This window comes from Streptomyces sp. NPDC033966, from assembly GCF_055575955.1.
In genome coordinates, this window is record NZ_JBVIRQ010000006.1 from 469,837 (window position 1) to 493,907 (window position 24,071).

The 24,071-nt window shown below is 72.9% G+C and carries 22 protein-coding genes and 1 tRNA gene; 9 read left to right on the top strand and 14 right to left on the bottom strand.

The genetic code is table 11. From position 1 onward, the window contains the following. Nucleotides 1-22: 22 nt before the first annotated feature. Nucleotides 23-376: a hypothetical protein gene (locus ACZ518_RS20370; RefSeq protein WP_469114365.1), complete on the top strand. Its 354-nt coding sequence runs from the start codon at nt 23-25 to the stop codon at nt 374-376. Between the two features lie 75 nt (nt 377-451). Here ACZ518_RS20370 and ACZ518_RS20375 read toward each other — a convergent pair whose 3' ends face one another. Beyond that, on the bottom strand, nt 452-1,183 hold the full coding sequence (locus ACZ518_RS20375; protein WP_469114366.1) for an RDD family protein: 732 nt from the start codon (nt 1,181-1,183) through the stop codon (nt 452-454). An 88-nt stretch (nt 1,184-1,271) separates the two neighbouring features. Next, nucleotides 1,272-3,053, bottom strand: a complete 1,782-nt coding sequence (locus tag ACZ518_RS20380) for an RDD family protein (protein ID WP_469114367.1) — start codon at nt 3,051-3,053, stop codon at nt 1,272-1,274. A gap of 290 nt (nt 3,054-3,343) precedes the next feature. Here ACZ518_RS20380 and ACZ518_RS20385 point away from each other — a divergent pair, with 290 nt between their 5' ends. Continuing rightward, nucleotides 3,344-3,823: an SsgA family sporulation/cell division regulator gene (locus ACZ518_RS20385; RefSeq protein ID WP_469114368.1), complete on the top strand. Its 480-nt coding sequence runs from the start codon at nt 3,344-3,346 to the stop codon at nt 3,821-3,823. Between the two features lie 23 nt (nt 3,824-3,846). On the opposite strand, the gene ACZ518_RS20390 is transcribed toward ACZ518_RS20385, so the two are convergent. Continuing rightward, a complete protein-coding gene (locus ACZ518_RS20390) occupies nt 3,847-5,217 on the bottom strand; it encodes an FAD-binding oxidoreductase (RefSeq protein ID WP_469114369.1) in 1,371 nt (456 codons plus the stop codon). Nucleotides 5,218-5,313: 96 nt separating this feature from the next. On the opposite strand from ACZ518_RS20390, the gene ACZ518_RS20395 reads away from it, so the two are divergent. Then, nucleotides 5,314-6,846 (top strand): tetratricopeptide repeat protein, encoded by a 1,533-nt coding sequence (locus ACZ518_RS20395; RefSeq protein WP_469114370.1) that lies wholly within the window; start codon nt 5,314-5,316, stop codon nt 6,844-6,846. Nucleotides 6,847-7,135: 289 nt separating this feature from the next. On the opposite strand, the gene hppD is transcribed toward ACZ518_RS20395, so the two are convergent. Further along, nucleotides 7,136-8,281 (bottom strand): 4-hydroxyphenylpyruvate dioxygenase, encoded by a 1,146-nt coding sequence (gene hppD, locus ACZ518_RS20400; protein WP_469114371.1) that lies wholly within the window; start codon nt 8,279-8,281, stop codon nt 7,136-7,138. A 129-nt stretch (nt 8,282-8,410) separates the two neighbouring features. Between hppD and ACZ518_RS20405 the strand changes: the two genes are divergently transcribed. The 4 genes from ACZ518_RS20405 (at nt 8,411) to ACZ518_RS20420 (ending at nt 11,123) form a co-directional block, all read left to right on the top strand. Continuing rightward, complete coding sequence (locus ACZ518_RS20405) at nt 8,411-8,881, top strand: Lrp/AsnC family transcriptional regulator (protein ID WP_469114372.1); 471 nt, start codon at nt 8,411-8,413, stop codon at nt 8,879-8,881. A 79-nt stretch (nt 8,882-8,960) separates the two neighbouring features. Then, nucleotides 8,961-9,572 carry an ArsR/SmtB family transcription factor gene (locus ACZ518_RS20410; protein WP_469114373.1) on the top strand — a complete coding sequence of 204 codons (612 nt, stop codon included), beginning with the start codon at nt 8,961-8,963 and terminating at the stop codon, nt 9,570-9,572. 61 nt (nt 9,573-9,633) lie between these two features. Further along, nucleotides 9,634-9,831 (top strand): hypothetical protein, encoded by a 198-nt coding sequence (locus tag ACZ518_RS20415; protein ID WP_469114374.1) that lies wholly within the window; start codon nt 9,634-9,636, stop codon nt 9,829-9,831. Then, nucleotides 9,828-11,123 (top strand): MFS transporter, encoded by a 1,296-nt coding sequence (locus ACZ518_RS20420; protein ID WP_469114375.1) that lies wholly within the window; start codon nt 9,828-9,830, stop codon nt 11,121-11,123. The genes ACZ518_RS20415 and ACZ518_RS20420 overlap by 4 nt, the downstream gene beginning before the upstream one ends. Here ACZ518_RS20420 and ACZ518_RS20425 read toward each other — a convergent pair. Together ACZ518_RS20425 and ACZ518_RS20430 are read right to left on the bottom strand one after the other, a co-directional pair. Further along, on the bottom strand, nt 11,053-11,850 hold the full coding sequence (locus ACZ518_RS20425; protein WP_469114376.1) for a S16 family serine protease: 798 nt from the start codon (nt 11,848-11,850) through the stop codon (nt 11,053-11,055). The two genes, ACZ518_RS20420 and ACZ518_RS20425, sit on opposite strands and share 71 nt — an antisense overlap. Nucleotides 11,851-11,905: 55 nt before the next feature. Beyond that, nucleotides 11,906-12,547 (bottom strand): IclR family transcriptional regulator, encoded by a 642-nt coding sequence (locus tag ACZ518_RS20430; protein ID WP_007264382.1) that lies wholly within the window; start codon nt 12,545-12,547, stop codon nt 11,906-11,908. 371 nt (nt 12,548-12,918) lie between these two features. Here ACZ518_RS20430 and ACZ518_RS20435 point away from each other — a divergent pair, with 371 nt between their 5' ends. Beyond that, entirely contained in the window at nt 12,919-13,914 is a 996-nt protein-coding gene (locus ACZ518_RS20435; RefSeq protein ID WP_469114377.1) for an LPXTG cell wall anchor domain-containing protein, read from the top strand. A 73-nt stretch (nt 13,915-13,987) separates the two neighbouring features. Here ACZ518_RS20435 and ACZ518_RS20440 read toward each other — a convergent pair whose 3' ends face one another. Both ACZ518_RS20440 and ACZ518_RS20445 read right to left on the bottom strand, forming a co-directional pair. Further along, a complete protein-coding gene (locus ACZ518_RS20440; RefSeq protein ID WP_469114378.1) occupies nt 13,988-15,775 on the bottom strand; it encodes a DEAD/DEAH box helicase in 1,788 nt (595 codons plus the stop codon). 351 nt (nt 15,776-16,126) lie between these two features. Further along, nucleotides 16,127-17,599 (bottom strand): MFS transporter, encoded by a 1,473-nt coding sequence (locus ACZ518_RS20445; RefSeq protein WP_469114379.1) that lies wholly within the window; start codon nt 17,597-17,599, stop codon nt 16,127-16,129. 182 nt (nt 17,600-17,781) lie between these two features. On the opposite strand from ACZ518_RS20445, the gene ACZ518_RS20450 reads away from it, so the two are divergent. Further along, nucleotides 17,782-17,853: transfer RNA gene (locus ACZ518_RS20450), tRNA-Cys, on the top strand. Here the strand turns inward: ACZ518_RS20450 and ACZ518_RS20455 are convergent. The 6 genes from ACZ518_RS20455 to ACZ518_RS20480 are packed head-to-tail and all read right to left on the bottom strand — an operon-like array spanning nt 17,845 to nt 24,013. Further along, a complete protein-coding gene (locus ACZ518_RS20455) occupies nt 17,845-17,988 on the bottom strand; it encodes a hypothetical protein (protein ID WP_469114380.1) in 144 nt (47 codons plus the stop codon). The genes ACZ518_RS20450 and ACZ518_RS20455 overlap by 9 nt on opposite strands. 33 nt (nt 17,989-18,021) lie before the next feature. Beyond that, nucleotides 18,022-20,376, bottom strand: a complete 2,355-nt coding sequence (locus ACZ518_RS20460; RefSeq protein ID WP_469114381.1) for a hypothetical protein — start codon at nt 20,374-20,376, stop codon at nt 18,022-18,024. Between the two features lie 45 nt (nt 20,377-20,421). Beyond that, nucleotides 20,422-20,838: a hypothetical protein gene (locus ACZ518_RS20465; protein ID WP_469114382.1), complete on the bottom strand. Its 417-nt coding sequence runs from the start codon at nt 20,836-20,838 to the stop codon at nt 20,422-20,424. 28 nt (nt 20,839-20,866) lie between these two features. Next, nucleotides 20,867-22,054, bottom strand: a complete 1,188-nt coding sequence (gene mycP, locus ACZ518_RS20470) for a type VII secretion-associated serine protease mycosin (protein WP_469114383.1) — start codon at nt 22,052-22,054, stop codon at nt 20,867-20,869. 28 nt (nt 22,055-22,082) lie between these two features. After that, nucleotides 22,083-23,483 (bottom strand): WXG100 family type VII secretion target, encoded by a 1,401-nt coding sequence (locus ACZ518_RS20475; RefSeq protein WP_469114384.1) that lies wholly within the window; start codon nt 23,481-23,483, stop codon nt 22,083-22,085. After that, entirely contained in the window at nt 23,483-24,013 is a 531-nt protein-coding gene (locus ACZ518_RS20480; protein ID WP_469114385.1) for a DUF2563 family protein, read from the bottom strand. The genes ACZ518_RS20475 and ACZ518_RS20480 overlap by 1 nt, the downstream gene beginning before the upstream one ends. Nucleotides 24,014-24,071: the final 58 nt, after the last annotated feature.

Consider the following 24,071-nt stretch of genomic DNA (forward strand, 5'->3'; position numbering starts at 1 on the left):
CGCCTTGAGGACGGAAACCGCCATGCCGCGTCCGACTGCCGCACAGCTCGCCTACGGCTCCGCCACGGTCGTCGTGTCGACGATCGCCATGTTGCTGCTCTCGCAGACGAGCACCGGGATCGGGGTCGCCGTCATCTCCGCCGCCGCGCTCGCCCTCGGGCTGCTGGTCGCGCTCACCGTGCCGATCCCGCGGCGGCGGGGCCGGCACGCGGCGCGGCGCGGCGGTGCGCAGGCGCCCGCCGCCGGGGCACCCGGGGGTTCCGGCGGGGATTCCGGCGGGGGTTCCGCCGCGCGGGGCGGGCCGGCGGCGGGGCCGGGTGCCTCCCGGGTGCCCGGGCCCCGGGCCGCCTCCGCGGACCACCCCGTCCACCACTGACCGCACACCGGCGCGGGCGGCCGCCCCCCACCGGGGTCGGCCGCCCGCGCGTGTCCTCGTACGAAGGACTCCGGCTCAGGTCGAGGTGACCACCACCGTCTTGGCCACCTTGTCGTGGAGCCCCTGCCGGTACGGCTTGTCGACGAGCATCGACACGATCAGCGCGAGCGGCCACAGGCAGAAGCAGCACACCAGCGTCGGCACCCAGAGCACGGCGGCGCGGCCGAGCGCGGGGCCGGACGGCGGCACGCTGCCGTCGTTGAGCATCGCGACGCGCAGGCCCATGGCCTTCTTGCCGACGGTCCGGCCGTTCTTGTGCGTGAGCCACCAGTCGTAGCCGACGTACGCGAGGATCGTGATCAGCGTCCACACCAGACCCGTGCCGCCGTACGACTTCGTGATGACCTCGGTGACGTCCTCGCCCTTGTCGGTGTCCACGGTGTACCGCCGGGAACCGAAGGGAAGCTGGATGAGGAACAGCGGAATGCCGACGATCAGCATGTCGATCACGCGGGCGACGAGCCGCCTTCCGAAATCGGCCAGCGGGGGCATCCCGGCGAGCGGATCGGGCATGCCGTAGCCGCCACCGCCGCCGTACGGGTCTCCGGGCCCGCCGCCGTACGGGGGCGGGGGATAACCGCCGCCACCGGGGGGCGGGGGCGGCGGCGGGGGGTAGCCGCCGCCGTCGGGGGGCGGGGGCGGCGAGCCGTACGGCGAACCGCCCGACGGGGGCGTCGGATCGTGGGGCTTCTTGAGGAACGGGTCGTCCTCGGGGGGCTGGCCCGGCGGCGGTTGGTCGGTGCTCATGGCCCGAGTCGAACCCGGCTCCGTCCGCCCCGCAACGCGGCCGCGTCCGTCCGGGGCACGGGCCGCCGCAGGGGCGCCCGCGGCCCGGTCAGCGGGTCACGAACGTCCCGGCCGCGCGGTCGTGCCAGGCCCGCCTGCGGGGGCGGTCCACCAGGCACCACAGGCTGCCCGGCAGCCCCAGGAAGGCGTACACCAGCCAGCGGCGCAGGGCCGCGCCGAAGGTCGGCGGGCGCAGGGTGGCGGTGGCCAGCACGCGCACGCCGAGCAGCTTCTTGCCCGGGGTGCGGCCCCAACGGGCGGTGGGCAGGGCCTCGTAGAGGACCCCGAAGAGCAGGACGGCACCGAGTACGACGCCCAGCTGCCCGGCGGTGGTGGCGTCGAGCAGGTACACGGTGGTGGTGCGCCCGCTCGCCCGGGCCGCGTCGACCTTCTCCTCCAGATGGGCCGTCACCCGGGGTACGACGGGCAGCGCGACGGCGGCGGCCACGGTGGCGTGCACGAGGGAGTCCAGCAGCCGTGCCGCCCCCCGCCGCCCCAGCCCGGCGGGCCGCACGGCCCGCTCCGCCATCCGCTCGAAGACGGCCCGGCCGTCCTCCCGTGCCGGTGCCTCCGGCGGGGGTGCGGGGACGGCCGCGCGGGACCGCGCGGGCGCCGATGCCTCCGGCGGGGGTGCGGGGACTCGGCGCTCGGGCTCGGCGGCCCGGCGCTCCGGGCCGGGGGTTCGTACCGGCTCGGGGGCCCGGCGCTCGGGCTCCGCGGCTCGGCGCACCGGCTCGGCGGCCCGGCGCTCGGGCTCAGGGGCCTGGCGCTCGGGGCCTGGGGTTCGTACCGGCTCGGGGGCCCAGCGCTCGGGCTCCGCGGCTCGGCGCTCCTGGGCCGGGGACCGGCGTGCCGGGTCGGCGGCCCAGGACTCCGGCTCCGGGGCCCGTCGGGCCGGCTCGGCGGCCCAGGACTCCGACTCCGGGGACCGTCGGGCCGGGTCGGCGGCCCAGGACTCCGGCTCCGGGGACCGTCGGGCCGGCTCGGGGTGCGGCCGTCGCGGCGGGGCTTCCGGGGATTCCGGGGCGGCCTCCGGCCAGCTGGAGGTGAGGCCCGAGGAGCCGGCGCCGGGGGCGTCGGGCCAGGCCGGCGGGCGGGCCGACAGGATGCCGACGCTCTCGGCGGCGGCCTGCGCCGGGAGCCGGTGCGCGGTGGCGGCGGTTGCGGGCCGGGCCAGGGAGATCCCGGCGGGCCGGGCGGGCTCGGACTCCACCGGGTCGCCCCAGGAGACCCGCGCGTCGCGGGGCCCGCCGAAGCCGGCCTGGTGCACGGGATCGACCTGCCACCCGCCCTGCCCCCGCCCCGCCTCGGCTCCGGGCCCGGCTCCGGGCCCGCCGCCACCCGGGCCGGCCCCGGCCGGCCGGCCACGGCCCCCGTCGCCCGGCCCCGGCCCGGCGCCCCGGGCCTCCTCCGGGCCGGGGCTCGGGTCCCCGGCCCGGCCGTAGTCCGGCTCCGGGCCATCGGCCCCGCGCCCGGGCTCCCGGCCCGCGCCGGAACCCCACTCCCGGGCAGGGGCAGCGCCCGCCTGCGGGGCGGAGCCCCACGCGGGGCCCGGGCCGGGGTCCCGGAGGCGGCCCGCCCCGGCACCCCCGTAGCCGGTGGAGCCGAACGGCGTCGGGCCCGGGTCCCGCAGGGCCTCCGTCATCGAGGTGTCGTCCAGGAAGACCGGCCCCGTCTCCTCCACCCGAACGGCAGTGGGAGCGGTGGCGGGACGGCTCGTACCCGGAACCCAGGACGCGCCGTTCCAGTACCGGACGTACCCGGGGATGGACGGGTCGGGGTAGTAGCCCTCGCGGGCCGCGTGCTCTCCGTCACCAGGGGAGGCCGTCAATGTCCCCAACTCCGATCGTGGCTTGAGGCTTGTGCAGGGGAGGACCCAAGGGGAGGACCATAGCCAAGAACCCCCGCCCGGCAGGTCCGGTAACGGGAGATTCCAAGCGTTCGGGCGAACCTCGCCCCGCCCCCACCCCAGCCGACGAATTCCGGTCAGCCGACAGTTTTCGGCCAACCTGACATTCGGTGCGGAAACCCGCGTCATACCCGGGCACGAGGGAGCTCTCTCCTCGTGTGGGGCGAGAACCGCCCCCCGTCCGCCGACGAACGCACCGAAGTGAGGCCGCGATGCACCACCCCGTCATCGAGCGCGAACTCGAACTGAGGCTGGTCCTGTCCCCCGAGCGCAGCATCCCCGTCCCCGCGAAGCTGCTGTACCTCACCGACGACCCCTACGCCGTCCACGTCACCTTCCACACCGGCTCCAGCACCCCGGTCAACTGGACCTTCGCCCGCGAGCTGCTCGTCGAGGGGGTCTTCCGCCCCTGCGGCCACGGAGACGTCCGGATCTGGCCCACGAAGATCGACAACGAGTCCGTCCTGTGCATGGCCTTGAGCTCCCCCGACGGCGACGCCCTCCTGGAGGCCCCGGCCGGCTCGGTGTCGGCCTGGCTGGAGCGCACCCTGCGCGTGGTCCCGCCGGGGACGGAGGCGGAGCGGCTCGGCCTGGACGACGCCCTGGCCGCGCTGCTCACCCCCACCCCCGCCGACGAGCTGTGGCTGCGCGACCCGTGGCCCTCGGACGAGTCCGCGGACGGCGACCTGTGACCGGCGCCCCGTACGGAGGGACCTCAGAAGAGCTTGCCGGGGTTCAGCAGCCCGAGCGGGTCGAAGGCCTGCTTGACGGTGCGCTGCATCTCCAGGCCGACCGGGCCGAGTTCACGGGCCAGCCACTCCTTCTTCAGCACCCCCACCCCGTGCTCCCCGGTGATCGTCCCGCCCAGGGACAGCCCCAGGGCCATGATCTCGTCGAAGGACCGCCGGGCCCGCCGCGTCTCGTCCTCGTCGGCGGGGTCGAAGCAGACGACCGGGTGGGTGTTGCCGTCGCCGGCGTGCGCGCAGACGCCGATGAGGAGGTCGTGCGCCTCGGCGATGGCGGCCGTCCCGTCCAGCATCTCGGCGAGCCGCGACCGCGGCACGCACACGTCGTCGATCATCGTCGCCGGCCGGAGCGCCTCCAGGGCGGTGAGGGACATCCGGCGGGCCTGGAGCAGCAGTTCCGACTCCGCCTCGTCCTCGGCGGGTACGACGGCACCCGCCCCGGCGGCGGCGCACAGCCTGCCGACGGCCTCCAGGTCGGCCGGCGCGTCCGGGGTGTCGAAGGCGGCGAGCAGCAGCGCCTCCGTGCTCTCGGGCAGGCCCATCTTCCCGAGGGCGTTGACGGCGCGGACGGTCGTACGGTCCATCAGTTCCAGCAGCGAGGGCGTCAGGCCCGCCTCCATGACGGCGCAGACGGCCTCGCAGGCGGCCGCGACCGAGGGGAACTCGGCGGCGAGCGCCAGCTGCCGGGGCGGCGCCGGCCGCAGCGCGAGGACGGCCCCGACCACCACCCCGAGCGTGCCCTCGGAGCCGACGAACAGCCGCGTCAGGTCGTACCCGGCGACGCCCTTGGCGGTACGCCGGCCCGTGCGCAGCAGGCGCCCGTCGGCCAGGACCACGTCCAGCCCGAGCACGTACTCGGCGGTGACCCCGTACTTCACGCAGCACAGCCCGCCGGACGCGGTGCCGATGTTGCCCCCGATGGTGCACTCCTCCCAGCTGGAGGGGTCGGGCGGGTAGGAGAGGCCCCGTTCGGCCACGGCCCGCGAGAGGACCGCGTTGACCACGCCCGGCTCGACGACGGCTATCCGGTCGACGGTGGAGATCTCCAGGATCCGGTCCATCCTGACGAGGGACAGCACGATGCAGCCGTCGGTGGCGTTGGCGGCCCCGGAGAGGCCCGTACGGGCGCCCTGCGGGACCACGGGGACCCGTAGGGCGGTGGCGGTGCGCATGACGTGCCGCACCTGCTCCACCGTCCGCGGCAGGACGACGGCGGCGGGGGTGCCGGCGGCGCAGAAACCGGCTGTGTCGCGGGCGTAGGAGGCCGTCACCTGAGGGTCGGTCAGCAGCGCCTCGGGCGGGAGTCCTTCGCCGAGTCGCACCATGAGATCGTCATCCATGGGGCCACAGTGGCAGCCGGGGCCATCGGTGTGAACACGGCCGCGACCGGCTTCGGACACCTCGTCGGTCTCTTCATATTGACGCACAGTGAGCGCATGCACGGTTTCGACGAGCAATCCCAGCAGCCCGCGCCGCCCGTGACCTTCACCGGACGCAAGACGGTCGTGGCGGCCGCGGTCGCGGTGGTCCTGATCGCCGGGGCCCTGCTGATCCGCCCGGCCCGTACCGGCGACGACGCGCGCCCGCCGGGGCCGAGCGAACGGGCCGCGTCGGCGGTGGGCATGGGCGCACCGGCGGCGGCGGTGGACCTGACGGCGCTGGTGGCGGACCGGGAGAAGTGGGTCGCCGCACACGCCGACGACGACGCTTCGTGGGCGGTGCTCGGCTCGGCGTACCTGGAACAGGCCCGGCGGACGGCCGATTCCGCCTGGTACCCGAAGGCGGAGAAGGCGCTCAAGCGGTCGCTGGAGGTCCGCCCCGCCGAGAAGGGCAACTTCGACGCGATGACGGGCATGGGCGCGCTGGCCGGCGCCCGGCGGGACTTCGCGACGGCCCGGAAGTGGGGCGAGCTGGTACGGGCGCAGGCGCCGCGGCGCTGGGCGGCGTACCCGGTCCTGGTGGACGCGTACACGGGCCTGGGCGACTACAAGGCCGCGCAGCGGGCGATGGACCGGCTGATGGAGCTCCGGCCGGGTCTGGCCGCGCACCTGAGGGCGGCCCAGGTGTACCGCGACCGGGGCTGGCGCGAGGACGCGGTGGTGGCGCTGGAGGCGGCGGGCGGGGAGGCGAAGTCCCCGGCGGAGAAGGCGTACGTGCTGTTCCGGCTCGGGGAGCTGGCGTGGGAGCGCGGCGACCCGGGGGAGGCGCTGCGCCAGTACGAGGCGGCGCTGCGCACCGACCCGGCGCAGGGCGAGGCACTGGGCGGCCGGGCCAGGGCGCTGGCCGCGCTGGGGCGGGGCGGGGAGGCGGTACGGGACTACCGGCTGGCACTGGGCCGCACCCCGGTGCCGAGGCTGGCGCTGGAGCTGGGCGAGCTGCTGGACTCGCTGGACCGGCCGGAGGAGGCGCGGGTGCAGTACCGGTCCCTCGCCGTGCTGGCGGCGGCGAGCGGCGCGAACGGGGTCAACGAGGAGGTCGTCCTCGGCCTGTACGAGGCGGACCACGGCGATCCGGCGCAGGCGGTGCGCCGCCTGTCGGCGGAGTGGACCCGGCACAAGAGCGTGCAGGTGGCCGACGCGCTGGGGTGGGCGCTGCACAAGGGCGGTGAGGACGCCCAGGGGCTGGAGTACGCGAAGAAGGCGACCGACCTGGGGCTGCGGAGCGCGGAGTTCTCCTACCACCGGGCGATGATCGAGCGCGGGCTGGGCGACGAGGCGGCGGCCCGCCGGAGCCTGCAGACGGCGATGCGCACGAACCCGGTGTTCTCCCCGGTGCGGGGCCCGCTGGCGAAGGAGGCCCTGGCGTCGATCGGCCAGCCCCCGGCGGGCGGCCCGGAGAACATGCAGCCGCGCACTCCGTGGGTGGCGCCGGAACTCCCGAAGCCGAGGCCTGCGGCGCCGAAGCCGGCGGCGGCCCCGAAGCAGGAGCCGGCGGCGCCGAAGCCGAAGCCCTCGGCCGCCGGCACGTAGCCGGCCACTGCGCGGGGGTGGTCCCCTGCCCACCCTTCGCCCGTCCCCCGGGGGCTCCGCCCCCGGACCCCCGCGCCTCAAACGCCGGCGGGGCCGAATTCGGCCCCGCCGGCGTTTGAGGCGCGGGGCGGTAGCGCCGTGTGGTGAGCCGCGCCCGGCGGCTGAGGGCGGGGCGGGGAGCAGCCCGCGCCGCGGCACCCCCGTACCCGCCGCGCACGGCCGGCCCCGCGCAAGGGAACGGCCCCGCCGGACACCCGGCGGAGCCGCCCCCGACAGCCGGAGCCGCAACCTACAGGTTGCCGCGCTTCTCCTGCTCCCGCTCGATCGCCTCGAACAGCGCCTTGAAGTTGCCCTTGCCGAAGCCCATCGACCCGTGGCGCTCGATGATCTCGAAGAACACCGTCGGACGGTCCTGCACCGGCTTGGTGAAGATCTGCAGCAGGTAGCCGTCCTCGTCCCGGTCCGCGAGGATCTTCAGCTCGCGCAGCTCGTCGATCGGCACGCGCGTGTCGCCGACCCACTCGCCGAGGGTGTCGTAGTACGTGTCCGGCACGGACAGGAACTCCACGCCCGCCGCCCGCATCGTGCGCACGGTGGCGACGATGTCGTTCGAGGCCAGCGCGATGTGCTGGACGCCCGGGCCGTTGTAGAACTCCAGGTACTCGTCGATCTGCGACTTCTTCTTCGCGATCGCCGGCTCGTTGATCGGGAACTTCACCTTCTTGGTGCCGTCCGCGACGACCTTCGACATCAGGGCCGAGTACTCGGTCGCGATGTCGTCGCCCACGAACTCCTTCATGTTCGTGAAGCCCATGACCTTGTTGTAGAACGCGACCCACTCGTTCATGCGGCCGAGCTCGACGTTGCCGACGCAGTGGTCGATCGCCTGGAAGGTCCGCTTGGCCGGCGGGGCCACCATCGGCTCGACGGCCGTGTAACCGGGCAGGTAGGGGCCGGTGTAGTCGACGCGCTCGACGAGGGTGTGGCGGGTCTGGCCGTAGGTGGCGATGGCGGCGAGGACGACGGTGCCGTTCTCGTCCTTGACCTCGTACGGCTCGTCCAGGCCGCGCGCGCCCTGCTCGACGGCGTACGCGTAGGCGGCGCGGACGTCCGGGACCTCGATGGCGAGGTCGATGACGCCGTCGCCGTGCTCGGCGACGTGCTCGGCGAGGAAGCGGCCGTGGTCGGTGGTCGGCTTGATGACCGAGGTCAGGACGAACCGCGCGGAGCCGTTGGTCAGGACGTAGCTGGCGGTCTCGCGGCTGCCGTTCTCCGGTCCGGAGTAGGCCACGAGCTTCATGCCGAAGGCGGTCGAGTAGTAGTGCGCGGCCTGCTTGGCGTTGCCGACGGCGAAGACGACCGCGTCCATGCCCTTCACCGGGAAGGGGTCTGCCTCACGCGCGGTCTGCGGGGTGGTGTCCAGGGTCTCAGTCATGAACGCAGATTCCCGCTCTTCCACAAGCTGCGCAATAGTTTCCATTTCTGCTGTACAGAATGCCCAGCAGAGTCCGAGGATGACTGAGTGATCTGTGCAGTATGACCAGCCGATCGAGGGAAGGCTTCCATGGGCATCGACGAACTCGACGGCCGCCTGATCGTCCTGCTGGCGCGCGAGCCCCGTATCGGCGTGCTGGAGGCCTCCCGCCGCCTGGGGGTCGCGCGCGGCACGGTGCAGGCGCGGCTCGACCGGCTCCAGTCGAGCGGGGTGATCCGCGGGTTCGGCCCGCAGGTCGACCCCACGGCGCTGGGGTATCCGGTGACGGCGTTCGCCACGCTGGAGATCAAGCAGGGGCAGGGTGCGGACGTGCGGGCGCACCTGGCGGGCGTCCCGGAGGTGCTGGAACTGCACACGACGACCGGGCACGGGGACATGCTGTGCCGGCTGGTGGCACGGTCGAACGCCGACCTCCAGCGGGTGATCGACCGGGTGGTGGGCTTCGAGGGGATCGTGCGGGCGTCGACGGCGATCGTCATGGAGAACCCGGTCCCGCTGCGGATCATCCCCCTGGTGGAACAGGCGGCCGCGGACGACTGACCGCCCCCGGCCAGACTTCCAAAGAAAAGGTTGCAAAGAATCGCTTGCATAGAACTCTTTGCAAGCCTACGGTTGGGTCATGCCCGAGATCGAGAACGCCCCGGACGCCGAGCAGAACGAGCCGTCGGTCCACACGCTGGACGCCCGCTCACTGCGCGGTCTGGCCCACCCCCTGCGCATGCGCCTGCTGTCCACGCTGCGCAAGGACGGGCCGGCCACCGCCTCCCAATTGGCGGCTGCACTCGGCGAGTCCAGCGGGGCCACCAGCTACCACCTGCGCCAGCTCGCGGCGTACGGCTTCATCGTGGAGGCGCCCGAGCACGGCAAGGGCCGCGAGCGCTGGTGGAAGTCCGCCCACGACGGCACCCGCCTCGACGAGTCGCTGCTCCAGGACGACAGCCCCGAGACGCGGGGCGCCGCGGCGGCCTTCCGGCACGAGATCGCCACGATCCACGCGCAGGAGCTCAGCACCTGGCTCGGCGACTCGTACTCCTGGCCGAAGGAGTGGCGGTCCGAAGCCTCCGACATGAGCGACTTCACCCTGCGCCTGACGCCCGCGCAGAGCCAAGAGCTGATCCACAAGATGCACGAGCTGGTCAACAGCTACCAGGATGCGCCGCAGTCCGAGGACACGGAGACGGTCCGCGTCCACACGCACGCCTTCCCCCGGCACGGCCGCACCCGCCCGTAGCGACCCCGCCCGCGCGCTGAGCCATACCCCGAGATCTCACCTCCGCAGAAGGAGTCCCGTCATGCACGCCTTCCCGCACACCGAGATGCACGCCGCCCGCACCGCCGAACTGACCGCCGAGGCCGCCGCCTGGCGCCTCGCCCGGGAGGCCGCCCCGGCCACCGCCCCCGCCCTCCCCGCCCTGCGCAACCAGCTCGGGCAGGCCCTGATAGCCGCCGGAAACCGCCTGACGCGCCCGGCGCCCGCCCACGCCGCATGAGCCGCCGGCCCTTCGCGGCGGTCCTGGCCGCCAACACCATCTCCATCGCCGGTAGTTCGCTCACCCTGATCGGCGTCCCGTGGTTCGTGCTCCAGACCACGGGAAGCGCCGGCCGGGCCGGGATCGTCGCCTTCTGCGCCACCCTCCCGGTCGTGGTCGCCGCCCTGATCGGCGGCCCGGTCATCGACCGGATCGGCCGCCGCCGGGTCTCCGCGGCCTCCGACGTGATCTGTGCCGTGACGGTCGGGGCGATCCCCCTCCTCCACTACGCGGGGCTCCTCGACTTCTGGATGCTGTGCGCGCTGATGGCCGTCGGCGGCCTCGTGCACACCCCGGGCCTGACCGCCCGCTACGTCCTGCTGCCCAGCCTCGCCGAACACGCCGGCACCACCGTCGCCCGGGCGGCGAGCCTGTACGACGCCGCCTTCCGCGGGGCCCGGATGACCGGGGCCGCGGTGGCGGGCGTACTGGTCACCGTCCTCGGCGCCGAGACCGTGCTGCTCGTGGACGCGGCCACCTTCGCCGCGTCCGCCCTCCTGGTCTCCGCCTTCCTGCGCGGGGTCCCCGCCGCCGAACCCCAACGCACCTCGGAGAAGCCCTCGTTCGCCGCGTACCGGACCGATCTGGCCGAGGGCTGGCGGTTCCTGACCCGCTCACGGCTCCTGCTGGGCATCACCCTCATGGTGATGGTGACCAACGGCCTGGACCAGGGCTGGTCCTCCGTGCTCCTCCCGGTCCACGGCCGCGAGGACCTCGGCGGCGCCACCACCCTCGGCCTGATGGTCTCCCTCTTCGGCGGCTTCGCACTGCTCGGGGCCCTGCTCTACGGGGCCTGGGGCGAGCGCTTCCCCCGCCGGGCGGTCTTCGCGGGCGCCTTCCTCGTCTCCGGGGCCACCCGCTACGTGGTCGCCGCCGTCACCGACACCCCGCTGCCCCTCGCGGTGACCATGGCCCTGGCCGGCCTGGGCGCGGGCGTGCTGAACCCGATCCTGACCACCGTGGTCTCCGAGCTGGTGCCGGAGGAAATGCGCAGCCGGGCCTCCAGCGTGAGCATGGCGGGCAGCGAGCTGGCCATGCCGATGGGCGGCCTCGCGGCGGGCCTGCTGGTCGACGGCATCGGCGTGGCCCCGGCCCTGCTGGCCTTCGCCGCCGTCTACCTCCTGGCGACGCTGATCCCGCTGGTCTTCCCGTCCTGGCGCGGCCTCGACCGCAAGCCCTCCGTCAGCAGGACGGAACGCTCTCACTCCGGTTCAGCGCCCGCAGCGAGTTCACCGCGTCCGTCAGCGAAGTGACGGGGATCAGCTGGAGCCCTTCGGGGAGCTCGGACTTCGCGTCCGAGCACTCCGCCTTCGGTACGAGGAACACGGTCGCCCCGTCGCGGTGCGCGGCCTGCGTCTTCAGGCCCACTCCGCCGACGGCGCCGACCGTGCCGTCGGCGCTGATGGTGCCCGTACCGGCGATGCTGCGGCCGCCGGTGAGTTCGCCGCCGCTGCCGTCGCCGTCGATCTTGTCGACGATGCCGAGGGTGAAGAGGAGTCCGGCGCTCGGGCCGCCGACGTCGGCGAGGTTGAGCTGGACCTTGATGTCCTTGGGGTCCTTCTTGAGGTAGCCGAGGGCGGCGGCCGCGGCGGCCGACTGCGACTGGGTCATTTCCTCCAGGTTGTGCTCCTCGATCTGCTTGTCGCTTCCGCCCGAGGGATACACGGACTCGCGGGGCATGACCGCCTCGTCGGCCTTGAACCAGTGGCCGATCAGTTCGGGCAGCTTCATCGTCGAGGAGGGGCCGGTGGCCCGGATGGTGGTCATCCGGAGCTGGCCCTTGGTGTCCCGCACCGGGGCGCCGGTGACGGTGATCACCGGCTTGCCCTGGTCGGAGCCCAGGACGTCGGCCGTGGGGCCCGGCACGGCCACCACGAAGGGCAGCGGTGCGAGGGCCGCGACGGCGAACAGCCCGAGGACGGGCGCGGCGCAGACGGCCAGGGCGGCGGGACGCGGCAGACGTGTGAGGCGAGAGAGCACCCGGCCAATCTACCGACCCGGGCCGCCCGGCCCGCGCCGTCCGTGTCCGCGCCGCTCAGCGCAGGGCGTCGGCGACCTCGCGGGCCGCGTCGACCACGCGGGGCCCGACCCGCTCCGGCACGGCGTCGGCCAGCATCACGACGCCGACGCTGCCCTCCAGTCCGGTGATGCCGACGAGCGGTGCGGCGGCTCCGCTGGCGCCCGCCTCCAGTTCGCCGTGGGTCAGGGTGTAGCCGGGCTCGATGAGCGAGCCCTGACGGGCGGCCAGGATGGCCCGGCCTGCCGCGCCGCGGTCCAGCGGGTGGCGGAAGCCGGCCCGGTAGGCGACGTGGTAGTCGGTCCAGGTGGGCTCCACGACGGCCACGGCGAGGGCCTCGGTGCCGTCGACGAGGGTCAGGTGCGCGGTGGCCCCTATGTCCTCGGCGAGGGAGCGCAGCGCGGGCAGGGCCGCCTCGCGCACGAGCGGGTGGACCTGCCGGCCCAGGCGCAGCACGCCGAGCCCGACGCGGGCCCGGCCGCCGAGGTCGCGGCGGACCAGGGCGTGCTGCTCCAGCGTGGCGAGCAGGCGGTAGACGACGGTGCGGTTGACACCGAGGCGGTTGGAGAGCTCGGTGACGGTCAGACCGTGGTCGGTGTCGGCGAGCAGCTTGAGGACTCTGAGTCCTCGGTCGAGAGTCTGGGAGGTTTCCGCGGTCACGACGCCTCTCCCTCTGTTTTAGGTGGGCGGCGGTGACTCCCACGCGGTGCAGCGCTGCCGGTCCCTCGGCGACGCACGGAGAGGCCGCCGGTTGCGGCCAAGGCACCGGCTGCGCTCCCGCGGCGGCGCTGCCACGGGGCGTTCGATGCGGGGACAGTAGCGAGCGAGTCCGCTGAGCGAAAGGCCTCGTCCAGAATCCGGGCGCCTACTGCCGGTTTAAGCCGTTTTCTGAACAGAGCTGTATCGATTCGTAATGTCGATCGACCGAAAACCGGTTTACACGCCGCTTACTCTGATCGTGTTCAAAAACGATGTTGGGGGTGGGCGAGGCCGAACGCGCCTCGAACGCGACTTAGGGGAGAAAAACAACAGTGAAGCTCAAGCGCATGGCCGTCGTCGCCGCCGCCGCGGTGGTGGGCCCGACCGTCCTCATGGCCACGCCCGCGATGGCGGACGAGACCCAGAACACGGCCGTCACCACCCCGGACTCCGCTCCGAAGGACGACGCCGCTCCCGTCGCGGAGACCCCGGCCAAGGAGGCGGCGCCCGCCGTCGAGGCCCCGGCCGTCAAGCCCGCCGCGGAGACCCCGGCTCCGGCGAAGCCCGCCGCCGAGACCCCGGCCAAGCCGGCTCCGGCCCCCGCGCCGCAGGTCGAGGACGAGGACGAGGACCTGGTCGCCACCGGTCCGGTCCTCGGCATCAACGGTGTCCCGAGCGCCTTCAAGGCGGGCGGCGACTGGACCAACCTGACCTACACGGTCGACAACTCGAAGGGCAAGGCGCAGGACAGCTACGTGCTCGTCCTGGCCGTCGCCGACGAGGCCGAGAAGCTGCAGGCCAAGGACGTCAAGGTCCAGATCTTCCACCAGGGTGTCTGGCACAACGTGGAGCTCGAGGGCCAGGACGGCGCCGTCATCGCGCTGCTGACCGACGACATCCAGATCCCGGCCGGCAAGCTGAGCCTCCAGCTCCGCGTCAAGTTCGCCGCGGGTGCCCCGACCGGGAACATCGCCGTCATCGGCGCCGGTGGCAGCAACGTGGACGAGGACGTCTTCTCCGACACGGCCTTCGTCGAGTCGAAGATCGTCAAGACCTCCACCGGCGGTGGCAACACCGGCGGCAACACCGGCGGTAACACCGGCGGCAACAACAACACCAAGCCGAACGGCGGCGGCACCACCACGCCGATCGTCGACACCAACACCGGCTCCGGCAACACCGGCGGCAGCACCAACACCGGCGGCGAGCTCGCCGAGACCGGTGCCGACGCCGCCACCAGCTGGGCGCTCGGCGCCGGCGGTGTCGCGCTCGCCATGGGTGCGGCCCTGGTCGCCGGCACCGGCCGTCGTCGCCGCCAGACCGTCTAAGCGGTAAGGCCCTACGACAACGGGGTCCGTGCGCACCTGCGCACGGACCCCGTTCCGCGTTCTCAGGAGCGCCTCACCGCATCCGGGTGGCCCACTCCTGCACCTTCTTGATCCGCTCCTTCAGCTGCCCCGCCGTCGCCTCCGCGCTCGGCGGCCCGCCGCACACCCGGCGCAGCTCGGTGTGGATCACCCCGTGCGGCTTCCCGCTCTGGTGGACGTACGCGCCCACCATCGTGTTCAGCGACTTCCGCAGCTCCAGCAGCTCCTTGTGCGAGACCACCGGCCGCCGGTCGGCCGGCAGCTCCAGCAGGTCCGCCTCGGAGTCGGGCCTGCGGCGGCTGTGCGCGATCTGCCGCGACTGCCGCTTCTGCAGCAGCAGCTGCACCTGGTCCGGCTCCAGCAGCCCCGGGATGCCGAGGTAGTCCTGCTCCTCCTCGCTGCCCGGGTGCGCCTGCATGCCGAACTCGGCGCCGTCGTACAGCACCCGGTCGAAGACGGCGTCGGACTCCAGCGCTTCGAAGGACATCTGCTCGTCATCGCCGGTGTCCTCGTCCTCCTGCCGGTTCGCCTCCTCCATCTCCTTCTCGGACTCGGCGTACGGGTCGTCGTCCTCGCCCGCCTTCTTCGGCCGGTCGAGGACGTGGTCGCGCTCGACCTCCATCTCGTTCGCGAAGCCGAGGAGGTAGGGGATCGTCGGAAGGAACACGGACGCCGTCTCGCCGCGCCTGCGCGATCGTACGAAGCGGCCGACGGCCTGCGCGAAGAACAGCGGGGTCGAGATCGTCGTCGCGTACACGCCCACCGCGAGGCGCGGTACGTCGACGCCCTCGGACACCATGCGGACCGCGACCATCCAGCGGTCGTCGTTCGCGCTGAACGTGTCGATGTTCTTCGAGGCGCCGGTGTCGTCGGAGAGCACGACGGTCGGCTTGGTCCCGGTGATCTCCCGGATCAGCTTGGCGTACGCGCGCGCCGCGTCCTGATCGGCGGCGATGACGAGCCCGCCGGCGTCCGGGATGCCCTTCCTGACCTCCGTGAGGCGCTGGTCGGCGGCGCGCAGCACGTTCGGCATCCAGTCGCCGCGCGGGTCCAGGGCCGTGCGCCAGGCCTGCGAGATGGCGTCCTTGGTCATCGGCTCGCCCAGGCGGGCCTCGATCTCGTCGCCGGCCTTGGTGCGCCAGCGCATGTTGCCGCTGTAGGACAGGAAGATCACGGGCCGGACGACGCCGTCGCCGAGGGCGTTGCCGTAGCCGTAGGTGTAGTCGGCGGAGGACCGCCGGATCCCGTCGTTCCCCTCCTCGTAGGTCACGAACGGAATGGGGTTGGTGTCGGACCGGAAGGGCGTACCGGTCAGCGCGAGGCGGCGGGTCGCCGGGTCGAAGGCCTCCAGGCAGGCCTCGCCCCAGGACTTCGAGTCGCCGGCGTGGTGGATCTCGTCGAGGATCACCAGGGTCTTGCGCTGCTCGCAGCGGTTGCGGTGCAGCATCGGGCGTACGCCGACGCCCGCGTAGGTGACGGCGACCCCGTGGTAGTCCTTGCTCAGCGGTCCGGCCGAATACTCCGGGTCCAGCCGGATGCCTATCCGGGCGGCCGCTTCGGCCCACTGCTTCTTCAGGTGCTCGGTCGGCGCGACCACGGTCACCTGCTGGACCACGTGATGGTGCAGCAGCCAGGAGGCCAGGGTGAGCGCGAAGGTGGTCTTGCCGGCGCCGGGCGTGGCGACCGCGAGGAAGTCCCGCGGCTGGGTCTGGACGTACTTGTCGAGCGCACCCTGCTGCCAGGCTCGCAGCTTGCTGGCGGTACCCCAGGGGGCACGGCCGGGGAAGGCGGGTGAGAGGTGGTGGGAGGCGGTAGTAGTCACGGTCTCCGGTTCGTTGCTCTCGGCGGTCGTGGCAGTCGTGGCCGTCCTCGCCGACGTGGTCGTACGTAGGACAACCGGGCCACCTTACCGGCGCGGGCCCACCCCTCGCGGAGGGACAGGCCCGTGACCTCGGCGGGTGCGGCGAGGGTCACACCGCGAGCAACTCCCGCAGCCCGTCGGCGATCACCGGGACCTACCCTCTTCCGGGTCCCGGACCAGCGGGCCCGCCGGGCGGAGCTCCCGGTACTCCCCCCCCCACCCCGCCGCGCGGCCTGGCGCGGGCGGGCTCAGGCCCGGGCGGGCTCAGGCCCGGGCGGGCTCAGGCCCGGGCGGGCTCAGGCCCGGGCGGGCTCAGGCCCGGGCGGGCTCAGGCATTTCCGGGACCGGGTCCAGCCGGGTCGCCACCCATGCCCCGGCCAGGGCCACGCAGGCCATCGGCAGGAACACCACCAGGAACGCCGCCGGGTGCGAGGCCGCGGCTCCGGCCGCCGCGGCGGCCCCGTGCCCCGCGCCCACCGCTCCGCCGCCCAGCGCGGCGAACGCGGCGCCCCCGGCCGCGAGCAGCACCACGTTCGCCAGGGCGTCCGAGATCTGCAGCGCGGCGGAGTTCGCGCCCGCCTCCTCCGGCGCGGACAGCTTCAGCAGCAGCACGCTCGTCGAGCCGATCACCAGCCCCATCCCGAGCGAGCCCACAGCCCAGGCCAGGGCCAGCGTCCACACCGGCACCGCCTCGATCAGCACCGCCGGGGCCGCCGCGATGGCCACGGCCACCATCACCATCCCGGTGACCATCAGCCGCTCCCGGTAGGGCGCCGTCCGGCCCTGCGACTGCACCCACGACCCCAGCGCCCACGTCACCCCGCCCAGCGCCAGCGAGAAGCCGGCCCAGGTCGGGCTCAGGCCGCGCTGGGTGACCAGCATCAGCGGCACGAAGCTCTCCGCCCCGATGAACGCCCCCGCCGCCACCCCGCGCAGCAGCACCACCGACGGCAGGCCGCGCCGCGCCCGGTACGTCCCGCGCGGCAGCAGCCCCCGCACCGCCGGCACCAGCAGGGCCGCGCCCGCGACGCCGGGCAGCAGCGACAGCCACCGCAGGTCCTGGGCGGCGTACTGGAGCAGCCCGGCGCCCAGCGAGATCCCGAGGGCCAGCCGGATCCGCCGGCGGTCGAACGCGACGGGCTTCCCCGTGCTCTCCACCGGCCCGGACGCGGTCCTCCGTATCGCCGGCAGCGCCACCAGCAGCGGCACCACGACCAGAACCGGGATCCCGAGGAACACCCACCGCCAGCCCAGGTGCTCGGTCACCGTCCCCGCGGCCAGCGGCCCGACGATCGACGGCACCACCCAGCTCGCGGCGAAGGCCGCCATGATCGCGGGCCGCAGCCGCTCCTCGTAGGCCCGGCTGACCACCACGTACAGGGCGACGATCACCAGCCCGCCCCCGAACCCCTGCACCGCCCGCCCGAGGACGAACACCCCCATCAGCTGCGCGGTCCCGGAACACACCAGACCGGCGGCGAAGGCCCCGATCCCCACCGTCAGCGGCCGCAGGGGCCCCTGCCGGTCGGCCCACTGGCCGGACAGGACCATGGCGAAGAGGCTGGTGGTGAAGTACGCGGAGAACCCGAAGGCGTAGAGTCCGATCCCGTCCAGCTCCCGCGCGGCGACGGGCATCGCCGTCCCGACGGCGGTGGCCTCGAAGGCGATCAGGAAGATCACGGAGATGATCCCGACGCTGAGCGTCCGGTACGCCGGCCCGAGAATGCCGTCCTGCGGTGGCGGGGCGGCGGCGGTCTCGGATATCCCGGGTTCAAGGGCGCTCATCGCCCCAGGGTAAGGTCCACAGCCCACTCTCGCCCCTGTCATTTCGACCGATCCCGCCTCGGCCGCACGACCTAGGTCCGCGAGCCCGTGTGAACGCGGCATGGCAGTCGCATTGCGGCCCCCGCGCCGCCCTTCCCCCGCCCCGCGACCCCCCGTACGTTCGTACTCGTCGCCACGCACCCGGCCGTGTGCCCGAGTGGTTGAGGGACTCGCCTGCAAAGCGGGTTACGCCGGTTCGATTCCGGTCACGGCCTCTGCGGAACCGAAGGCCGTCCGGGGATCTCCCCCGGACGGCCTTCGTCGTAGCCCAGGGCCTGCTCGCCGGCCGGCAGCCCCTCGGCGCGGGCCGGGAGCCCGCCGTCGTCCGCGCACCGGAGCTCCTCGGCCACGGGCCCCCAACGGCGCGCGTATGTGCCCCGGGTTCACGTGGCTTCCTTGGTCTGCGCTTCGTGGCCCTGCTGACGGGCGACGGAGTTGCCCGTCTCGTATCCGATGCGCATCGACTCGACGAGGTCATTGCCGAAGTCACTGTCGGGGTCGATGTCGTGGCGCTTCATGAAGTGCCTCATGGGCGCCTCGGCGCTGTGCTCACCCGCCTGGAACATCGCCTTGTTGGAGGCGTGCGTCTCACCGTCGATCTCGTCCTTGTGCTGCTGCTTGGTCTCGTCGGACCACTCTCCGATGACGCCCGAGGCGGCCTGCTCCACGGCACCGCTGCCGGTGTCCACGGCCAGCGGAACGACGACCGCCGCCGCGCCGGCAGCAGCGGCCGTAGCGGGCAGGAAGGCCACACCGGCGGCAATCGCGGCGGTGGTGCCGAACTCGACCCAATGGGAGCTCCGCTCGTGCGCCTTCTCGTACGCCTCGTGCCGCTTCGCGCCGGCTTCCCGGACCTGTTCCGCGCGGGACTCGTCGAGGATGCCCTGCACTTCGGCACCGGTACGGACCACCGTCCGGGCCCGGCCCTCGTCGATCACGCCGCCCCGCACTCCCTGGCTCTCCAGAACGCCCGCGGAGTGGACCCGTTCAGCGGCGGACACGGCGGCGTAGGCGTCGGGGTGCTGGCCGAGGACAGCGAGCAGGTCTCGGGCAACCTCACGGTCCAACTCCGCGTGCGCTTGCCCGTCGCCGGCTCGCGGGGCGAAGACGCCCTTCTTCCCGTGGTCGGCCAGCGCCTGGTTGACGTCGTCGATGTACCCGGCGGTCATGCGCCCCAGGCTGTCCGCGAGGACCTCCTGGTGCTTGAGCAGCCCGGCGTCGCCGCCGTACTTCAGCGCGACGGCCCGCATGACCCGCGCTCCTTCCTCGGTCCGGTTCAGCTCTGGCCCGGGGTCGTCCCACGCGTGGCCGAGGGCTGCCGCCTCCAGGGCGTGGCCAAGGGCATCGGGCATGTACCCCCGCCCCCTCTTCAGGTCGTCCGGGTTCGCCACTTCCATGTCGATGGTGGGGTCGTACTTCTCGCTGGCGAAGAGATCGAGGTAGTTGGCGACCGTCCTCCCCTTGGCGTCCTTGCCGAGGTCGGGTGCGCCCGGCCTCTCGGTGCCGTCCGGGTTGTAGGCGCGGAGGGGCCGCCCGTCCGGATCGAAGAACTCGGCCGCGGCCTCCGGGCTGTGGCCCAGGGCCTCCAGGAAGCTCACCACCGGGTCGTAGCCCGCGCCGTTGATCCCGGACGGGTTCAGCAGGTTCCTGCCGGTGCCGCCGCCCAGCTGCCGGCCCCGGTTGAAGAAGTCCGGGTCCTTGGCGTGGATCTGCGTGGCGTGCTCGGCGATCGGGACCAGGAACCGGGGGTCGTAGTTCCCGTAACGCATGATCCCGCCGAGCAGCTGGTACCCGTACGGCGGGTTCTGCTCGTACCGCCCGAGGGGGATCTGCTGGGTGCCGAGCCTGCGCAGCTCCTGGGCGTAGCCGTCGGGCAGGTGCGGCTCGGTCGTGGAGCGGGTGGCGGTGGCCAGGTTGAGGCCCAGGTTCTTCTGGAGCTCCTGGACGTCCGTCAGGCGCTGCTCGTCGAGCTTGCCGTACGGGTACGTGTCGGTCGCCATCTGCCCGAAGAACTGGAGCGCGCCCTTGGGGCCGAGGTTCCCGTAGAAGGCGGTCGAGAACTCCGCCCTGCCGGCGTTGTCGGCCAGCAGCTCGTTCAGCTCGACCAGCTCGGCGTGCGAGAGGTTACGGCCCTTGCGGGCGAGGCCGGTGGCGCGGCCGGCCTGTTCGGCGGTGAGGCCGGCGTACTTGGGGGCGGTGAAGTCGTGGGCGTCGGCGACGTTGGCGTCGAGGAGCCGGGCGAGGGACCGGTCCGCGTCGTCACAGGCGTCGACGGCGGCGTCCACCTTCGCCTGCCAGCGCGGGCGGTTGACGCGGAGGGACTCCTGGTGGTCGGGGTCGTGGCGCGCCGCGTGGCGGTCCTGCTCGGTGGCCAGGGGTAACGCCTCGACCCTCCCCTTCCCGTCGACCCGGAAGCCCGCGGCGGGGGCCTCCACCTCGGCGATCTTCCTCAGCCGGTCGCGGGAGGACCTGAAGGTGTCGTGGCCCTGGGCGAGGGCCCGATGGATGCCCTTGGCCTCCTTGGCGGCGTCCTCGAACTCCTTGGCCGTCTTGTCGACGAACGGCCGCGCCACGCCCGCGGTGACCCCGCTCCATTCGGCCTTGTCGGCCTTGGCCTTCAACCCGTTGCGGGCGGCCTCGGCCAGTTCCTCCAGCTTGGCGGCCATGGCCTGCCAGTCGCGGACGGCGGTGGCGAGCCTGTCGATCGGGGCGTTCAGCACGTTCTCGTACGTCACCACGCCGCGTCCCCCCTCTTTCGACTGCTTGACTACGTGACTACTTGACTACGTGAGGTACGCGTCGAGCTTGGAGGAGGTGAACTCCGCGTAGAGGCACTGCTCGTCCCTGCGGTGGGAGGAGAGCGAGTAGTTCAGCCCGTTGGAGATCTGCGCGCAGGCGGCGGTGAGCGTCTTGACCTGGGATTCCCACCGGGTGTTCGCCTTGGCGAGCGCGGCCCCGCTGCCGAAGCCCTCGCGCGACAGCGCGGCGGCGGCCTCGGCGGAGGCGGTGGCGGCGTGCCGGCCGTCGGCCTGGAGGCGGGAGTGCAGCTTGTACGCCTCGCTGCCGATGGCGCCGATGTGGTCCTGGTTGAGGGCGAGGTCCGTACCGGTGGCTCCGCCGGGGGTTGCCTGGTCGAGGCGCATCGAGATGCCGGCCGCGGCGGTGGCGCGTGCGGCGGACCACTCCTCGTCGAAGGACATCCCGCGTGCTCCCCACTCCGTGTCTGCGTCAGGGCCTCGCCCGGCGTACGACGACTGCGGCGACGGCCCCACCGATGAGGACACAGGCCCCCAGCCCGAGGGCGATCCAGGGCAGGTTGCCGGCGCCGTCACCCTTGTCTACCGCAGCGCCGGCCTGGGGTGGGGGCGGTGAGGTGATCTTTCCCCCGGTCGAGGGAACGGGAGGGGCCGATGCTGCCGCCGCGGCTGCCGCGAGGTCGGGCAACGGATACACGTCCGCCGGGCCGGGGTCCCCGGGGGTGGGGAGGGCGATGCGGGGTCGGACCACGCCGTAGCCGATGTAGTCGTTGCGCTCGACGCCGTCGACGGGCTTGCCGGCGGTGTTGAGGAGGACGCGGAGGATCTGGTTGTTGGTCCAGGTGGGGTGGGCGGACCAGAGGAGGGCGGCGGAGGCCGAGGTTAGGGCGGTGGCGTCGCTTGTGCCGTGGGTGGTGCACAGCCCCGTCCCACCTGCGCAGGCCGTAACGATGTCCATGCCGGGGGCGGACAAATCAACCTGCGGTCCGTGCTGCGACTCCTTGGTCGCGCCGCCATCGGAGCCGACGGCCCCCACGCCGACAACCCCAGGCGTCGCGCCCGGATACTCGACCCAATTAACCGTGTCGCCGTCATTGCCAACGGCCGCAAAGATCAATTTCCCCTTAGCGAGAGCATACTTGACGGCGTCGGAGCGTGCCCGATCATCCTCAGCCACACCTGCCTTGCCCAAGGAAATGTTGATTACCTTGGCGTCGGAATCTGCCGCATATCGGATGGCAGAAGCCCAAGATGGAGTGGACTGACTCATCTCTTGCGGCACCCGAATCGGAAGGATCTTCGCTCCTGGCGCCAGTCCATAAGCACCGTCGCCGCTTGGATGCTTACCGGAACCAGCAATCATCGCCGCAATGCCGGTGCCGTGCTTGCCATAGTCGTTGCGCTCGTCCCCCTCGTACCCCTTCTGGCCTGCCGCAAAGTCCTTACCCGGGAGAACCTGACCCTCAAGTTCGGGAATCCGCTCAACCCCGGTGTCAACCACAGCGACGGTCACACCTTTGCCGGTGCTGATCTTCCAGATGTCGTCGACCTTCATGGCATCGAGATGCCACTGCTTCTCTCGGATGGTCTCTGCATGCGCCGGGGTCGCGGCGACCCCAGCCAGCAGCAGGCCTACCAGGGCTGAAGTCGCCTTCCGCATGCGCATCCCGTACAAACGTCCGTTCCGCTCAGTCGATCACTGGCGGGACGACACGACGGTTACCCTGCCAGGTCTCTTCGTCCTCAGCCAGGTAGTCGGGGCGGCCGCCCGCCTGGCCTCCTTGCCGCCTGCTCGGAGCTGGGGAAGCAGCGCCGCCATGGCCCACCGCGCCAACGCCCGCTCCCCGCACGAGGCCCGAACCGCCCTGGGTGAATGGCTGGCTGCCAGCTGCAGCCTGACGGCCACCGACAACACCGCCGGGCTCCACAGTCAGTCGCCGGCCTGTCGCAGGGCTGCCCGGAGAGCTATGCGGCCCACCGAACCCGCCGCCCATCATGCCGGGCATTGCGCGCCCACCAGTGTGCGGCCCATCCGCGCCAATGACCGTCCCACGTGGGATGCCTGCGCTGGGCCCGCCGGTGGCAATTGGCCGACCACCCACGATTCCGGTGTCACGCGGAGGCGGCACCGGGATGCCTCCGATCCCCATGGGCGGCTTCGTCACGGACAACTGCCCGCCCCCCAGCATCGGCGGCCCACCAGCCGGCGGAAGCGTCAGAGGCGGAACAGGGCCAATAGGAGTGCTTCCACCGGGCCCACTGGGTCCAGGACCGGCCGGGAGACCAAGGGCCGGAGTCAGAGTCCTGTCCGGCAGCGGCACGACATGGTCGAGATCCACATCCGCGCCAGGGCCCGGCACCACCTGGGGATGCACAGGCTCAACGGTCGGGGGCAGGAGGCGGTCGCGTTGAAGCATCCCGCCGTCCGTACCTTCCGGTGGGTACGAAGGTCCTGAAGCAGACGCCACTGCCCCATAGCCTTGGCTACCTGGGTAGCCCGCAGAACCCGCACCGCCGGGGCGGTCGAGGTAAGACCCCCCGTATCGATCATCACCAGGCTCAAAACCCGGCGACGGCGGCGGAAACGTCGGCACGGCCGCCTTGTTCATCTCCGCCGACGACTGCTCGTACGACTGCGCCAGCTTCGTCAGCTGCTGCACCGCGAGCTGGTGGTCCGTGGTCAGCTTTGCGTGGGCGGTCTGGCCCATCTGCTGCGCGTCCGGGTCGTTGTGGAACTGGCGGGCCGACTTGAGGTTCTGCGCCGCCGCCGTGTCGTACTTCGGGGTGTTCGCCTTCACCTCGATCATCGTCTGCGCGGCCTGGGTCATCCACTTGCTGCCCGCCGCGCTGTAATCGCCCAGCAGGAGCGTCGCGTTGCCCGTGCGGCTCACCCAGTCCTGGAAGGCATGGGCGGCTTCGCCCTCCCAGCCCTTGACCTGGTGCTTCTTGAGGCTGCTGCCGATCTCCTTGATCGTGGCCGCCGCCTCCGCCAGCTGCGTCGCCCGCGCCTTGACCGTCTCCGGGTTGGCGGACGCGATCATCGCGAGCAGCTGCTCGTGCGAGTAGCCCTCGAAGTTCGTCGTCGCCATCAGATCGTGCCCTTCGACGTACTCGGGGCCGGGGCCGGGGTCGGGGTGGGCGTCGGCGTGGCGTGCTGCTGGGCTTCGCGTTCCTGGCGGACCAGGGGGTCGCGGTCCGCGACGTAGGCGTTCTTCGAGTCCTTGACGAGGGCCCGCATGCGGGCCTGCGTCTCCTCGTCCACGCCGCCGTAGCCCTTGCCCGCCGTCAGGATGGCGATGCCCAGCGCCTCGATCTGGACCGCCAGGGCCGCGGACAGCTTCTGCAGCTCGCCGTGGACCGTCGTGTACGCCTTGAACAGGGCGTCCGCCTCCGCGAAGCCCGTGCCCAGGGTGCCCGCCGGCAGGGTGCCGTGGGCCAGCTTGCGGGCGTCCGCCTCCGAGCCGTCGAGGGTCTTCAGCAGCGCGTCGACCCGGTTCTTGTAGTCGGTCATCGAGTCGTACTCGACCTCGAGGGCCCTCGCCTGGGCCGTCACCGCGTCCGCCACACCGCCGGCGACGTTCACCCCCAGCAGCCCCGGACCCGCGTTCTCTAACGCCACGACGCCCTCCCCCGCTCCCCGTCCCCGTTCGCACCCGCTCGCGCCACAGGCCCAGCGG